The organism is Sphingopyxis sp. CR5 (assembly GCF_059693785.1).
The window spans coordinates 100,543-113,627 of record NZ_JCATIE010000007.1; the positions used below are offsets into that span (position 1 = coordinate 100,543).

Consider the following 13,085-nt stretch of genomic DNA (forward strand, 5'->3'; position numbering starts at 1 on the left):
CATGACCGATTTTACGCTTCCCGGCTTCGACCTCGATGCCTTCGTCCGCGCCACGCTTGCCGAGGATCTCGGCAGCGGCGGCGACATCACCTCGCTGGCGGTGATTCCCGCCGACGCCCGGTTCGAGGGGGTGATGGACAGCCGCGACGCGATCACCGTCGCGGGCCTGCCGATCGCCGAAGCTTTCTTTCGGGCGCTCGACCCCGCGATGGATATCGAGATACTGGTGGGGGAGGGGGATAGCGTCGCCGCGGGGACCGACCTGCTGCGGCTGTCGGGCAATGCCCGCGCGATGCTGACCGCCGAGCGGTCGGCGCTCAACACGGTGCAGCATCTGTCGGGTATCGCAACGATGACGCGCGCCTATGTCGATGCGCTGGACGGCGGCGGTGGCGGTGCGACCCTGCTCGATACCCGCAAGACGATTCCCGGTCTGCGCGCTCTGGAGAAATATGCGACGCGGATGGGTGGGGCGACAAATCACCGCATGGGCCTGTGGGACGCGGCGATGATCAAGGACAATCATGTCGCGGTCGCCGGATCGGTCGAGGAGGCGGCCCGGCGCGCGGTGGCCGCGGGAATCGAGGACATCATTGTCGAGGTCGACCGCATCGACCAGGTCGAACCGGCGCTGGGCGCGGGGGCGACGCATCTGCTTCTCGACAATATGGGCCCCGAACGCCTGCGCGAGGCGGTGGCGATCGTCGCCGGGCGGGTGCCGACCGAAGCGTCGGGCGGGGTCACGCTGGACACGATCGGGGCTATCGGCGCGACCGGGGTGACCTTCGTATCCGTCGGGCGATTGACGCAATCGGCGCCGGCCGCCGACATAGGGCTCGATTTTGCGCTGGCGTAGCATCGCTGCCCTTGCGCTGCTGCTCGCGCCCGCCGTCGCGTACGCCCAGGCGCCGGCGTGCCGCGCTCCCGAACGCATATCGGTCCCGCGAACCGAAAAGCCTCCGCGCGGCGAACCCGCGCGCACCCCGAAGACCGCGGGCTATCTTTTGTCGATGAGCTGGTCGCCCCAGCATTGTGCGACCGTGCGCAATCCAAAGGGCGCGCGCGACCGGTTTCAATGTTCGGGCGACAACGGGCGTTTCGGATGGGTGCTGCACGGTCTTTGGCCAGAGGCCGACGGGCCGGCCTATCCCCAATGGTGCAGACCGGCGAAGATCGTTCCGGCTCCGGTGCTGCGCAGGCATATGTGCATGACGCCCTCGGCGCAGCTGTTGCAGCACGAATGGGCGAAGCACGGCACCTGCATGAGCCCGCACCCCGCCGCCTATTTCCGTGCGGCCGAGATCCTCTTTGGCGCGGTGCGCTTTCCCGACATGGCGGGGCTGGCCGCGACGCCGCAGACCGCGGGATCGGTGCGCCGCGCCTTCGCCGAAGCCAATCCGGGCATTTCCGCGCCGATGGTCGCGGTCGCGGTCGACCGCCAGGGGTGGCTCGACGAAGTACGGCTCTGTCTGGGCGCGCGGATGCGTCCGCAGCGGTGCAAGCCGTTTCAGGCCGGCGTGGGCGACCGGCGCCCCGTCCGGGTTCGGCCGATGCCGCGTTAGGACACGGGCTGTCCATCGTCCCGGCGCGGGACAGCGCGCGCGTTAACGGATTTTTAACCTTACCGTGCCGTTAAGAAATTCCTAGCTTCGGGGCATGGATGGATTCGACCCCGAACAGCGCATCGACATTCGCGGCGTTGTCCGCGCCCACGGCGCCCGGCAGCTGGCGATCGCCCGGCTGGCGGCCCCGGCCGACTGGCAGGGCGAATTGCGCCGCGCGCTCGCGGAGGAGCGCCGCCCGCGCGGGCCGTTTTCGCGCAGCGGCGATCTGCGGCTGTTCCTTGAGAGCTTTGCGATCTTCTTTACCGCGACGATGATGTTCCTGCTGTGACGGCAAGGTAAGGGCGGTTTCGGGAATATCCGTGTGGCCTAGTCGCAGGCCTTGTGGAGCTTCCACGCGAGCCAGGACGACATGAGGCACATCACGGCGACCATCAGCAGCGTGTCGTCGATCGTCAGGCCGAGCCCGATCAGGACGCTGAGGACTAGGGTCGCGGCAACCATGAAACCCGAATTGACGATATTGTTCGCGGCGACGGTGCGCGCGGTTTGCGACTTGGATACGGTGGTGGTCAGAAAGGCATAGAGCGGGACGACGAACATGCCGCCTGCGACCGCTATGCCGAACAGGTCGAGGATGATGCGGTCGCCGGCGGACAGCGACAGGAACTCGCGCCAGTTCATCAGCGTCGCATCGACATGGGGCCAGTGACCGACCGACCACCAGAGATCGAGTACGAATACCCCCATCACCAGGACCGAGCCCGGCGAATAGCGCGCCGAGACCTGTCCCTTGAGCAGTCGGTTGACGACGACCGAACCGATCGCGACCCCCACTGAAAAAATCGCGGTGAACAGCGTCGCGACCGTATTGTCGGCGGCAAGGGCATTCTTGACGAGCGGCGGAAATTGCGCCGCGAGGATCGCGCCGATCGCCCAGAAGAAGCTGATCGACACGATCGCCAGGAACAGGCGCGGAATATGCATCGTGGAATTGACGATCTGCCATGACGAACGGAAGACATTATGGTCGATCACAAGGTCCCGCGCCTCTTCCTCGGGCGGGGCGGCGGGGACCAGGCTGGCGGTCAACCGGCCGACGATGGCGACGACGACGATCCCGATCATCGCGAAATGCGGCGGCATCAGGCCGCCCACGATGGTACCGCCGAGGATGGCGATATAGGTGCCCGCCTCCACCCAGCCGGTGCCGGCCAGGACCTCGTCGCCTTGCAGATGCTGCGGCAGGATCGCATATTTGATCGGACCGAAGAAGGTCGAGTGCATTCCCATCGAGAAAAGCGCGAGCAGCATCAGCGGGACGTTGTGCAGCCAGATACCGGCCGCACCGATGACCATGATGGCGATCTCCGCGCTTTTGATCAGCCGGATCATCCACGCCTTGTCGCGGCTGTCGGCCAGTTGGCCGGCGAGCGCGGAGAAGAGGAAAAACGGCAGGATGAAGAGCCCGCCCGCCAGCGCGTTGAACCACGCTTCCGTTTCCGGGTCCTTGTAGATGGTGAAGGTGACCAGGATCACCATCGCCATCTTGTAGAAATTGTCGTTGAAGGCGTTGAGGAACTGGGTCGCGAACAGAGGCAGAAACCGGCGTTGCTTCATCAGCGCAAAGGAACCGGTCATGCAAAACCCAATCTTGTAACCCCGAAGTGCGAAACCTGCCGCCCTCCAAGGCAATTCGGTTGTCGCCCGGGGGGCTTATCGGCTAGGGCTGGCGGGGTCAAAGCCCATTTTGGAACAGTCGCCGTGTCGCGGCGAGAATCGGGGATCATGCTCAGCCTTCCCAATCTTTTGACGCTGTCGCGAATCCTGGCGGTGCCGATCCTTCTGTTCCTTTTGTGGCCCGGCGCTCGCGAGGGCGCCGGGCACCAGCCGTTGCCGATCGATTATGCCGTCGCCTTCGCGCTTTATTGCCTGATGGGCATTACCGATTATTTTGACGGCTATGTTGCACGCGCGCGGGGTGCCGTGTCGCGGCTCGGCATTTTTCTGGATCCGATCGCCGACAAGATCATGATCGCGGCGGTGATCCTGCTGCTTGTCTTCACGCGCGACATCGACGGCTGGCACGTAATCGCAGCCCTGGTGATCCTGCTGCGCGAGATCATCGTGTCGGGGCTGCGCGAATTTCTGGCGACGTTGCAAGTGTCGATGCCGGTGACGCAGCTTGCGAAATGGAAAACCACCTTTCAGCTCGTCTCGTTCGGGGCGCTGATCCTGGCGGGCGCGCTGCCCGCGATGCTGTGGGTCAAGACGGTCGGGCTTGTCGCGCTGTGGGGCGCGGCGGTGCTGACATTGATCACCGGCTGGGATTATTTGCGCGTCGGCCTGAAGCATATGGATTGACGGCGATGGCGCTCGATATCGCCTATTTCGCCTGGGTGCGCGAGCGCATGGGGATGGCGGCCGAAACGATCGAGCTGCCGTCGGGAATTGCGACGGTCGGCGATCTGGCGCGCTGGCTCGCCGCGCGCGACGAACGCGGGGCGCGCGCTTTTGCCGAACCTGCCCGTATCCGCGCCGCCATCGATGGCGAGATGGTCGCGCCCACCGCCTCGATCGCCCATGCGCGCGAGGTCGCACTCTTTCCGCCGGTTACCGGCGGATGACCGGGGTGGCGGTGCGGCAGGCGGCGATCGACGTCGCCGCTGAACTGGCTGCGCACGACGCCGGCGGCCACGGCGCGAGCGCGAGTTTCGTGGGGCGCGTGCGCGGCGACGACGGGCTGGTCGAACTGTTCCTCGAACATCATCCGATACTCACGGAGCGCGGGCTGGTCGCGCTCGCCGAGGAAGCGGCGGGGCGCTGGAACCTTGCGGCGTTGACCCTGATCCACCGCGTCGGCGCGATGGCGCCGGGCGATACGATCGTGCTTGTCATCGCGAGCAGCCGTCACCGCGCCGAGGCGCTGGCGGCATGCGAATATCTGATCGACCGGCTGAAGACCGACGTGATGCTGTGGAAGCGCGAGAGTTTCGCCGACGGGCGGACGGCATGGGTCGAGGAACGCGGGAGCGATCGCGAGCGGGCGGCGCGGTGGGAGTAAGCCAGCCATTGTCGTCATCCCGGACTTGATCCGGGATCCAACCTTCCAGCGTTGCGTAAATGGACCCCGGATCAAGTCCGGGGTGATGAAGTTGGGGGCTAACTCGCCCGATGTTTCCTGAAAATATCGGCGAGCATGCGGAATTCGTCGGCGCGCGGGCTCCCCTTGCGCCACACAAGCGCGATGGTGCGCCAGTCATGGTCCGAATCGAGCGGGCGCGTGTCGATGTCGGTGTGGTCCAGGATACCCGCCTCGATCGCCATTTGCGGCAGCATCGTGATGCCCAGGCCGTTGTCGACCATCTGGACGAGCGTGTGGAGCGACGTCCCCATCATGCGCGCGCCCGCGCGCAGCTCGGGCCGGTTGCACGCCGCGAGCGCATGATCCTTCAGGCAATGCCCGTCCTCGAGCATCAGCATCTGCGCGGGATCGAGCTGGTCGGCGGTGACCATCGCGGGCAGGTCTTCGGACTGTTCTCCGGGAAAGGCGACGAAAAGTGCGTCGTCGAACAGCTTTTCGGCTTCGACGTCGCCGCACGCATAGGGAAGCGCAAGGAGGACGCAATCGACCTGCCCGTGGTGGAGCGATTCGCACGCTTGCGCGCTCGGCTCCTCGCGCAGGAAGAGCTTGAGCGACGGGCGTTCCTTGCGCAGCCGCGGAAGGAGGTCGGGAAGCAGGAAGGGCGCGATCGTTGGGATCACGCTCATCCGCAGTTCGCCGACCAGCGGCGCGGCGGCCGCCGCCGCCATGTCGGCGAGCTCCTCGGCCTCGCGCAGCACGCGATGCGCCTTTTCGACGATCGCATTGCCGAGCGTCGTGAAGCGCACGACGCGGCGCGTGCGTTCGACGAGCGTCTGGCCGAGCAAGGTCTCGAGTTCGCGGATGCCCGCCGACAATGTCGACTGGGTAACATTGCACGCATCGGCGGCGCGACCGAAATGGCCGTGTTCGTGCAGCGCGACGAGATATTGCATCTGCTTCAGGGACGGAAGGTAGTTGTGCATTGATCGGATATAGCAATCATCCTGCCGGATTTGAACAATGGAATCGATGAAAACTTGCAATCAATCCGGCGGCTTCGTCATTTGCTGCCTTCCCCGCGGACATGATAGTGTGCCCGGCGAAGGCGAGGGGGGCACGATGGCGATTTCACGATTTTTGATCGGCGGCCTGGCCAGCGCATTGTTGCTGACCGGCGGCGTATTCCTGTGGCAGGGATATAGCCGTGATGCCGAAGTGCGCGCGATGCCCGAGCCGCCGCCTGCGTTGCCGGCCCTTCCCGTCGCCGGACGCGACGCCCCAAAACGCGGCGCCGCGCCGCCCGAGCTTCCCGAGGCCAAGAGCGAGACGCGCGAGGAACGGCGCTTCAACCGCTACGACCGCGACCGCAACGAGCGGATCAGCCGGGTCGAGATGCTGTCGACGCGCACGGCCGCTTTTCGCAAGCTCGACACGAATGGCGACAATCTGTTGAGTTTCGAGGAGTGGGCAGTAACGACGAGCGACCGCTTCGCGGGCGCCGACGCCGACAAGTCGGGCGACCTGACCCGCGCCGAATTCGCAACAACCGCGCCGAAGCGCAAACCGAAGCCGAAGTGCAGGTGTTGAGGAAGTGGGGTTTAGGCGGAGTGTCTGGAAACGACCGAAAGCGACCCTTCCTCTTCTCGTCACCCCGGACTTGATCCGGGGTCCATGACTTCGGCGCTGCTATGGATCCCGGATCAAGTCCGGGATGACGAAGGAGGTTGAGCGAATGGCAGCTCCCCACCCCAAAGCCGACCTCGCACAAAAAACGCTGTCCTACATTATCTCGCTATGCCAACCTTCGTCCCGGCTCTTTCGATATGCGATAAAACTAACGCTGCCCGGTTTGCCGATATGGGCGGAAACGGAGCGCGACAGGTCCGCGGGGCGCGACAAATCGGAGCTGCAAGAGGCTGAACTTTCCTGAACTTTGGAATGAAGCCGTAGGCGGTATAGCGCGCGCCTCACGTCAAAGTCACAATTCCGATTTCCCGATCCGGCCTGTTCGCCTAGGCCGCCACCCCGTCCGCGACCTTCACCCAATCCGCCAGCGCCCGGCCCGCGCGCTGGGTATACCCCAGTTTGCGGTCCTTTTTGCGGACCTCGTCGGCGAGCGGGGGGAAGAGACCGAAGTTGACGTTCATCGGTTGATAGCTCGCGGCGTCGGCCCCGCCGGTGATGTGACCGAGCAGCGCCCCCAGTGCGGTTTCGGGCGGCGGCGGGGGCAGGGGGCGGCCGGCCAGCTCGGCAGCGGCGAAGCGCGCGGCGACGAGGCCGATCGCGGCGCTTTCGACATAGCCTTCGCAGCCGGTGATCTGACCCGCGAAGCGGATATGCGGCGCCGATTTGAGGCGCAGCTGGTCGTCGAGCAATTCGGGCGACCGGATGAAGCTGTTGCGATGGAGCCCGCCGAGCCGCGCGAATTCCGCCTTCTCGAGGCCGGGGATGGTGCGGAACAGCTCGACCTGCGCGCCATGCTTAAGCTTGGTCTGGAAGCCGACCATGTTCCATAACGTACCGAGCGCATTGTCCTGGCGGAGCTGCACCACGGCATAGGGCCACCGGCCGGTGCGCGGATTGTCGAGCCCGACGCCCTTCATCGGCCCGAAGCGCAAGGTTTCGACTCCACGCTCGGCCATTACCTCGATCGGCATACAGCCCTCGAAATAGGGCGTATCCGTTTCCCAGTCCTTGAAGTCGGTCTTTTCGCCGTCGATCAAGCCCTGGACGAAGGCGTAATATTGGTCTTTGTCCATCGGGCAGTTGATATAATCCTTGCCATCGCCGATCGGCCCGACCTTGTCCCAGCGGCTCGCCATCCACGCGACGTCCATGTCGATGCTGTCGCGATGGACGATGGGCGCTATGGCATCGAAAAAGGCGAGCGAATCCTTGCCCGTCGCGGCGCCGATGCTATCGGCGAGCGACGCGGCGGTGAGCGGGCCGGTCGCGACGATCGTCAGGCCCTCGGCGGGCAATGTATCGATGCGCTCGCGCACGACGGTGACGTTGGGGTGCTCGGACAGCGCGCGCGTTACGCCGCCTGAAAAAAGGTCGCGGTCGACTGCGAGCGCCGAGCCTGCCGGGACCTTGGTCGCGTCGGCCTCGCGCATGATCAGCGAATTCAGCGTCCGCATCTCGCGGTGGAGCAGCCCGACGGCGTTGCTGTCGCCGTCGTCGCTGCGAAAGCTGTTCGAGCAGACCATTTCGGCGAGCGTGTGGCCCTGATGTGCGGGGGTCATGTCGCCGCCCCCGCGCATTTCGGACAAGCGCACGCGATAACCCGCCTCGGCGAGCTGCCACGCGGCCTCGGACCCCGCGAGCCCGCCGCCGATGATATGAATGTCGTGCCCGGCCATTTACTCTTTCCGTTGACTTGCGCTTGATCCGCCGCGCACTAGGCCGGTTGCAGGCAAGATGCAAAGGGGCGGTGGATGAGCGGGAACGGCAATTGGGATTGCGCGCGCTGGTTGTGGCTGCTCGCGCTCCTGGCGGGGACAAGCTATTTCGCCGCGGTGTTGCAGCATTGGGACGGCCCCGCAATATGGGCTTGGAAGGCGAGCGGTGTCGGCCTGCTCGCGCTGTGGGCGGCGGCCAACGCGCGCGGCCGCGACGGCTGGGCGATTGCCGCGGTGCTGGCGCTCGGCGCGCTTGGCGACTGGCTGCTGGACGCACGAGGATTGACGGTCGGCGCCATCGCCTTTGCCGCCGGGCACGTCGTGGCCATAACCCTCTACCTGATCAACCGGCGGCCTCGCCTGACCGGCTCGCAGGCTGCGCTTGCGATCCTGACCGTGCCGCTCGCAGTGGCAATCTCCTGGGCGCTGACGAGGGGCGTCGCGGGCAGCGGCGCCGCGATCGGCTACACCGCGCTGGTCGCCGCGATGGCGGCGAGCGCGTGGGCGAGTCGCTTTTCGCGCTATCGCACCGGGATCGGCGCGATGCTGTTCCTGGCAAGCGACCTCTTCATCTTTGCGGGCGAGGGCGGGGCCCTGTCGAAGGCGATGACGATGTGGCTCGTCTGGCCGCTCTATTTCGCCGGCCAGGCGCTGATCGCATGGGGCGTCGTTACGGCGCATGCGGCCGCTACGAGCAGCGGATCGACTGGAAGGAATATCGGCTAGGCTTCGATGGGGAAGGCTACGGCATGGTAATCCAGCCATGCGGCGCGTATATCGGCGACGAGGTCGGCGGCGGCCCCGATCGCTGCGGTGCCTTTCGATAACAAGCACTTGTCGTGCCGCTATCGGCGACCATATCGAACGTCCCACTCCCTTGACAAGGCTTGACCCTCCGACATGGCTGCACAGAATCGCTATTACCGCGGGCCGATTTCCGATCATTTCGACGGAACGCGATTCCTCAATCCCGCGGGTGAGCCCGAAACCGACCGGTCGCTCGGCGACCTGCTGCGCTGGCGTCGCACCGCGTCTGACAGTCCCTGGCCTGCTGCCGTGGAGGTCTCGCCGATCCTTCCCGAGGCAAGGGTTGACGGATTGCGGGTGACGATGATTGGTCACGCGACCTTGCTGATTCAGGTCGGTGGGCTCAATCTCCTGACCGATCCGGTATTCTCCGATCGAGCCAGTCCGTTTTCCTTCGCCGGGCCCAAACGCATCACGGTGCCTGGCGTTGCGCTGGACGCATTGCCGCCCATCGATGCTATCCTGTTGTCGCACAATCATTACGACCACCTCGACCTCGCCTCGCTGCGAAGGCTGGTCGCCGACCATGATCCGCTGATCGTCACGCCGCTGGGGAACGATGCCATCATTCGCCGCCGACTGGCCGCGGCTCGCGTTGAAGCTGGCGATTGGGGCGATGCGGTCGCAATCGGGCCCGAAGCGCACGCCCATATCGTTCCCGCGCTTCACTGGTCGTCGCGCGGCCCGCGCGACCGCCGAATGGCGCTGTGGGGTGGGTTCGTCGTAGAGGCGGCAGTCCGGCGGGTCTATTTCGCCGGAGATACGGGCTATGGCACCGGCCGCATATTTCGCGACATCGGCGCGCGCTTTGGTCCCATCGATGTCGCGATCGTACCGATCGGCGCGTATGATCCGCGATGGTTCATGGCAGCGCAGCATTGCAATCCGGAGGAAGCCGTCCGGATCGTCGAAGACGTAGGCGCCAAAGCCGGCATCGGCATGCACTGGGGCACGTTCAAACTGACCGACGAAGCGCGCGACGAACCGAGAGAGCGGCTGGTCGCCGAGCTTTTGAAGCGGGGGAAGGATCCCGAATATTTCGTGGCCATGTGCCCGGCGGACGTCGCCGATTTCACCCACGTATAGCGAGCAGGAAGGCGGGGGCAGCGATCAGTCGCGCCTTTCCACAGCCACCACCGCATCGATCGGCAATTCGCCATAGAGGTGTGGAAAGAGCATGCCGCCGCGTGCCTCTTCCCAGCGGACCGCATCGCCCAGCAGGGTGAGGTCGACCTCGGCGATGTGCAGGCCGGTCTGTCCCGCGAAATGTTTGTCGAGCGTCCCTTCGACCTGTTCGGCGGTGGAAAGGTGGATATAGCCGTCGGCGACGTCGATCGGTGCGCCGTGGAAAACGCGATCACGCTCGAATTCGGCCCATTGCTGGGCCGTCAGGATCTTGAAGGCGGTGGCGGCGCTCATGCGCCGCCGTCCTTTGCGTCTTCGGCCGGTTCGACCTCTTCGGCGATCGCTTCGACGACTTCTTCTTCGCTTTCCTCGATCAGCGCGGCCGAGACGACATGCTCACCCTCGGCGACGTCGAACAGGCGTACGCCCGCGGAGCCGCGCCCGATGACGCGCAGGCTGTCGAGCCCCATCCGAATGAGTTTCGCCTGGTCGGTGACGAGCATCAGCTGGTGTGCCTGCGTCGCCGGGAAACTTGCGACCACCGGGCCGTTGCGACCGATATTGTCGATATTGGTGATCCCCTGGCCGCCGCGTCCTGTACGGCGATATTCGACCGCGGACGACAGCTTGCCATAGCCGTTGGCGCAGATGGTCAGGATGAACTGTTCGCGCGCCACCAGTTCGGCATAGCGTGCGTCGTCCATGCGACGCGGGGTGCGGTCGGGATCCTCGCCCTTCCACGGCGCATGACGCAGATAATCCTCGCGTTCGTCCTGGTCGGCAATCCCGGTGCGATGCAGGATCGACAGCGAGATGACTTCGTCGCCCGCCGCGAGCCGCATCCCCCGCACGCCGGTCGAGTTGCGGCTCTGGAATTCGCGGACGTCGTCGCCGGCGAAGCGTATCGCCTTGCCCTGCCGCGTAGCGAGCAGGACATCGTCGCTTTCGTCGAGCAGCGCGACGCCGATCAGCCGATCGCCTTCATCCTCACCCTCGAACTTCATGGCGATCTTGCCGTTCGATGGCACGTTGGTGAAGGCATCCATGCTGTTGCGGCGCACGCTGCCCTTCGCCGTCGCGAACATGACGTGCAGCTTGCCCCATTCCTCCTCATCCTCGGGAAGCGGCAGCACGGTCGAAATCGTTTCGCCGGTTTCGAGCGGAAGCAGGTTCACCATCGGGCGCCCGCGCGTGGCAGGACCGCCTTCGGGCAAGCGCCAGACCTTCATGCGATAGACGCGGCCGAGGGTCGAGAAGAACAGAACCGGCGTATGGGTCGAGGTGACGAACAATTCAGTGACGACATCCTCGTCCTTCGTCGCCATGCCGGCGCGGCCCTTGCCGCCGCGGCGCTGGGCGCGGAAGGTGTCGAGCGGGGTGCGCTTGATATAGCCGTCCATCGTCACCGTGACGACCATCTCTTCGCGCTCGATCAGATCCTCGTCGTCGATCCCGTCGGCGGCGGGCGCCATCAGCGTCTTGCGGGGGGTGGCGAATTCGTCGCGTACCGCGACCAGTTCCTCGCGCATCACGCCATAGAGTTTGACGCGGTCGGCCAGGATCGACAGCAGCTCCTCGATAACGGCCGCCAGCTCCTTTAGCTCGTCGCCGATTTCATCGCGGCCGAGCGCGGTCAGGCGGTGGAGGCGCAGGTCGAGGATCGCCTTCACCTGTGTTTCCGACAGGCGATAGGCGGCGCTTTCTTCCATCTCGCCCTCGATCGCTTCGACGAGGCGAATATAGGGCGCGATCTCGCCGATCGGCCACTCGCGTACGAGCAGGGCTTCGCGCGCGGCAGCAGGGTTCGGGGCGCCGCGGATGATCCGCACGACCTCGTCGAGGTTCGACACCGCGACGACGAGACCCAGCAAGATGTGCGCGCGATCGCGTGCCTTCGCGAGTTCATATTTGCAGCGGCGGGTGATCACCTCTTCGCGGAAGGCGATGAAGGCGGTCAATATGTCCTGCAGCCCCAGCATTTCCGGGCGGCCGCCGCGGATCGCGAGCATGTTCGCCGGGAAGCTCGACTGCGCCGGGGTATGGCGCCACAGCTGGTTGAGCACGACGTCGGGGGTCGCATCGCGCTTCAGGTCGACCACGACGCGTACGCCGTCACGGTTCGATTCGTCGCGAATGTCGGCGACACCCTCGATGCGCTTGTCGCGGGCCGCTTCGGCAATCTTTTCGACAAGTCCCGATTTGCCGACCTGGAAGGGGATCGACGTCAGCACGATCGATCGGCGATCGCCGCGTCCTTCCTCGACATCATGCGTCGCGCGCATCATGATCGATCCGCGCCCCGTGGTGTAGGCGTTGCGGATACCGCCCTGGCCAAGGATCATCGCGCCGGTCGGGAAATCGGGTCCGGGAATGATCTGCATCAGCTCTTCGGTGGAGAGCGGCGCGCCGCCTTCGAGCTGGCGGTCGATCGTCGCGAGGCAGGCGTCGATCACTTCGCCCAGATTGTGCGGCGGGATATTGGTCGCCATGCCGACCGCGATGCCGCCGGCGCCGTTGACGAGCAGGTTCGGGAAGCGGGCGGGAAGAACCTGCGGTTCTTCGCGGCTTGAATCATAGTTCGGCTGGAAATCGACCGTATCCTTGTCGAGGTCGTTGAGCAGCGTCATCGACACCTTGGCAAGGCGCGCCTCGGTGTAGCGCATCGACGCCGGCGGGTCGGGATCCATCGAACCGAAATTGCCCTGGCCGTCGATCAGCGGAACGCGCATCGACCAGTCCTGCGTCATCCGCGCCAGCGCGTCGTAGATCGCGCTGTCGCCGTGCGGGTGGTAGTTACCCATCACGTCGCCGACGATCTTGGCCGATTTCTTGTAAGGCCGGCCGGGAACGAAACCGCCCTCCTGTGCCGCGTAGAGGATGCGGCGATGGACCGGCTTCAGGCCGTCGCGTACGTCGGGAAGCGCACGGCTGACGATCACGCTCATCGCGTAATCGAGATAGGACGTCTTCATTTCGTCGACGATGTTGATCGGCGAAACGCCATCTTCTGACGGCGGCACAGACATATTTTCTTCGGTCAAGACCCGGCCTTTTTTCTGCTTATCGGGAGATGGATTTTGCCTAGCCGATGGGCGGTACGAATGC

General features: G+C 65.2%; 15 protein-coding genes. 10 read left to right on the plus strand and 5 right to left on the minus strand.

The features are described 5' to 3' along the window. Position 1: 1 nt before the first annotated feature. The 3 genes from nadC to AC58D2_RS12220 all read left to right on the plus strand — a co-directional run bounded on the left by nadC (position 2) and on the right by AC58D2_RS12220 (position 1,893). A complete protein-coding gene (gene nadC / locus AC58D2_RS12210) occupies positions 2-856 on the plus strand; it encodes a carboxylating nicotinate-nucleotide diphosphorylase (RefSeq protein ID WP_497390658.1) in 855 nt (284 codons plus the stop codon). Further along, on the plus strand, positions 843-1,562 hold the full coding sequence (locus AC58D2_RS12215; protein WP_497390660.1) for a ribonuclease T2 family protein: 720 nt from the start codon (positions 843-845) through the stop codon (positions 1,560-1,562). Before nadC ends, AC58D2_RS12215 begins: the two co-directional genes overlap by 14 nt. 94 nt (positions 1,563-1,656) lie before the next feature. After that, positions 1,657-1,893: a hypothetical protein gene (locus tag AC58D2_RS12220; RefSeq protein WP_497390662.1), complete on the plus strand. Its 237-nt coding sequence runs from the start codon at positions 1,657-1,659 to the stop codon at positions 1,891-1,893. Positions 1,894-1,931: 38 nt separating this feature from the next. On the opposite strand, the gene AC58D2_RS12225 is transcribed toward AC58D2_RS12220, so the two are convergent. Further along, a complete protein-coding gene (locus tag AC58D2_RS12225) occupies positions 1,932-3,203 on the minus strand; it encodes an MFS transporter (RefSeq protein WP_497390664.1) in 1,272 nt (423 codons plus the stop codon). Between the two features lie 147 nt (positions 3,204-3,350). Here AC58D2_RS12225 and pgsA point away from each other — a divergent pair, with 147 nt between their 5' ends. From pgsA to AC58D2_RS12240, 3 genes are read left to right on the plus strand one after another with little or no spacing between them, the layout of a single operon-like run. After that, complete coding sequence (gene pgsA, locus AC58D2_RS12230; RefSeq protein ID WP_497390666.1) at positions 3,351-3,926, plus strand: CDP-diacylglycerol--glycerol-3-phosphate 3-phosphatidyltransferase; 576 nt, start codon at positions 3,351-3,353, stop codon at positions 3,924-3,926. Positions 3,927-3,931: 5 nt separating this feature from the next. Next, positions 3,932-4,189, plus strand: a complete 258-nt coding sequence (gene moaD, locus AC58D2_RS12235) for a molybdopterin converting factor subunit 1 (protein ID WP_497390668.1) — start codon at positions 3,932-3,934, stop codon at positions 4,187-4,189. Beyond that, positions 4,186-4,626, plus strand: a complete 441-nt coding sequence (locus AC58D2_RS12240) for a molybdenum cofactor biosynthesis protein MoaE (protein ID WP_497390670.1) — start codon at positions 4,186-4,188, stop codon at positions 4,624-4,626. The genes moaD and AC58D2_RS12240 overlap by 4 nt, the downstream gene beginning before the upstream one ends. A gap of 98 nt (positions 4,627-4,724) precedes the next feature. Here the strand turns inward: AC58D2_RS12240 and AC58D2_RS12245 are convergent, their stop codons facing one another. Then, positions 4,725-5,630: a hydrogen peroxide-inducible genes activator gene (locus AC58D2_RS12245; protein WP_497390672.1), complete on the minus strand. Its 906-nt coding sequence runs from the start codon at positions 5,628-5,630 to the stop codon at positions 4,725-4,727. 136 nt (positions 5,631-5,766) lie between these two features. Between AC58D2_RS12245 and AC58D2_RS12250 the strand changes: the two genes are divergently transcribed. Together AC58D2_RS12250 and AC58D2_RS12255 are read left to right on the plus strand one after the other, a co-directional pair. Then, the gene (locus AC58D2_RS12250) at positions 5,767-6,234 is read left to right on the plus strand and encodes a hypothetical protein (protein ID WP_497390674.1); all 468 of its coding nucleotides are present in this window, start codon (positions 5,767-5,769) and stop codon (positions 6,232-6,234) included. Positions 6,235-6,379: 145 nt separating this feature from the next. Further along, positions 6,380-6,577, plus strand: a complete 198-nt coding sequence (locus AC58D2_RS12255) for a hypothetical protein (protein ID WP_497390676.1) — start codon at positions 6,380-6,382, stop codon at positions 6,575-6,577. Between the two features lie 82 nt (positions 6,578-6,659). Here AC58D2_RS12255 and trmFO read toward each other — a convergent pair whose 3' ends face one another. Then, positions 6,660-8,009, minus strand: coding sequence for a methylenetetrahydrofolate--tRNA-(uracil(54)-C(5))-methyltransferase (FADH(2)-oxidizing) TrmFO (gene trmFO, locus AC58D2_RS12260; protein ID WP_497390678.1), 1,350 nt, complete (start codon positions 8,007-8,009; stop codon positions 6,660-6,662). 75 nt (positions 8,010-8,084) lie between these two features. Here trmFO and AC58D2_RS12265 point away from each other — a divergent pair, with 75 nt between their 5' ends. Together AC58D2_RS12265 and AC58D2_RS12270 are read left to right on the plus strand one after the other, a co-directional pair. Beyond that, positions 8,085-8,774, plus strand: coding sequence for a lysoplasmalogenase family protein (locus tag AC58D2_RS12265; RefSeq protein ID WP_497390680.1), 690 nt, complete (start codon positions 8,085-8,087; stop codon positions 8,772-8,774). Between the two features lie 174 nt (positions 8,775-8,948). Next, the gene (locus tag AC58D2_RS12270) at positions 8,949-9,941 is read left to right on the plus strand and encodes an MBL fold metallo-hydrolase (RefSeq protein WP_497390682.1); all 993 of its coding nucleotides are present in this window, start codon (positions 8,949-8,951) and stop codon (positions 9,939-9,941) included. A gap of 24 nt (positions 9,942-9,965) precedes the next feature. Here AC58D2_RS12270 and AC58D2_RS12275 read toward each other — a convergent pair whose 3' ends face one another. Then, positions 9,966-10,274: a DUF952 domain-containing protein gene (locus AC58D2_RS12275; protein WP_497390684.1), complete on the minus strand. Its 309-nt coding sequence runs from the start codon at positions 10,272-10,274 to the stop codon at positions 9,966-9,968. Continuing rightward, positions 10,271-13,006 (minus strand): DNA gyrase subunit A, encoded by a 2,736-nt coding sequence (gene gyrA, locus AC58D2_RS12280; RefSeq protein WP_497391006.1) that lies wholly within the window; start codon positions 13,004-13,006, stop codon positions 10,271-10,273. The genes AC58D2_RS12275 and gyrA overlap by 4 nt, the downstream gene beginning before the upstream one ends. Positions 13,007-13,085: the final 79 nt, after the last annotated feature.

Excerpts from the sequence above, each read along its gene's own strand:
- nadC (WP_497390658.1), top strand. The coding sequence starts at position 2 with ATGACCGATTTTACGCTTCCCGGCTTCGACCTCGATGCCTTCGTCCGC.
- AC58D2_RS12220 (WP_497390662.1), top strand. The coding sequence starts at position 1,657 with ATGGATGGATTCGACCCCGAACAGCGCATCGACATTCGCGGCGTTGTC.
- AC58D2_RS12225 (WP_497390664.1), bottom strand. The coding sequence starts at position 3,203 with ATGACCGGTTCCTTTGCGCTGATGAAGCAACGCCGGTTTCTGCCTCTG.
- pgsA (WP_497390666.1), top strand. The coding sequence starts at position 3,351 with ATGCTCAGCCTTCCCAATCTTTTGACGCTGTCGCGAATCCTGGCGGTG.
- moaD (WP_497390668.1), top strand. The coding sequence starts at position 3,932 with ATGGCGCTCGATATCGCCTATTTCGCCTGGGTGCGCGAGCGCATGGGG.
- AC58D2_RS12240 (WP_497390670.1), top strand. The coding sequence starts at position 4,186 with ATGACCGGGGTGGCGGTGCGGCAGGCGGCGATCGACGTCGCCGCTGAA.
- AC58D2_RS12245 (WP_497390672.1), bottom strand. The coding sequence starts at position 5,630 with ATGCACAACTACCTTCCGTCCCTGAAGCAGATGCAATATCTCGTCGCG.
- AC58D2_RS12250 (WP_497390674.1), top strand. The coding sequence starts at position 5,767 with ATGGCGATTTCACGATTTTTGATCGGCGGCCTGGCCAGCGCATTGTTG.
- AC58D2_RS12255 (WP_497390676.1), top strand. The coding sequence starts at position 6,380 with ATGGCAGCTCCCCACCCCAAAGCCGACCTCGCACAAAAAACGCTGTCC.
- trmFO (WP_497390678.1), bottom strand. The coding sequence starts at position 8,009 with ATGGCCGGGCACGACATTCATATCATCGGCGGCGGGCTCGCGGGGTCC.
- AC58D2_RS12265 (WP_497390680.1), top strand. The coding sequence starts at position 8,085 with ATGAGCGGGAACGGCAATTGGGATTGCGCGCGCTGGTTGTGGCTGCTC.
- AC58D2_RS12270 (WP_497390682.1), top strand. The coding sequence starts at position 8,949 with ATGGCTGCACAGAATCGCTATTACCGCGGGCCGATTTCCGATCATTTC.
- AC58D2_RS12275 (WP_497390684.1), bottom strand. The coding sequence starts at position 10,274 with ATGAGCGCCGCCACCGCCTTCAAGATCCTGACGGCCCAGCAATGGGCC.
- gyrA (WP_497391006.1), bottom strand. The coding sequence starts at position 13,006 with ATGTCTGTGCCGCCGTCAGAAGATGGCGTTTCGCCGATCAACATCGTC.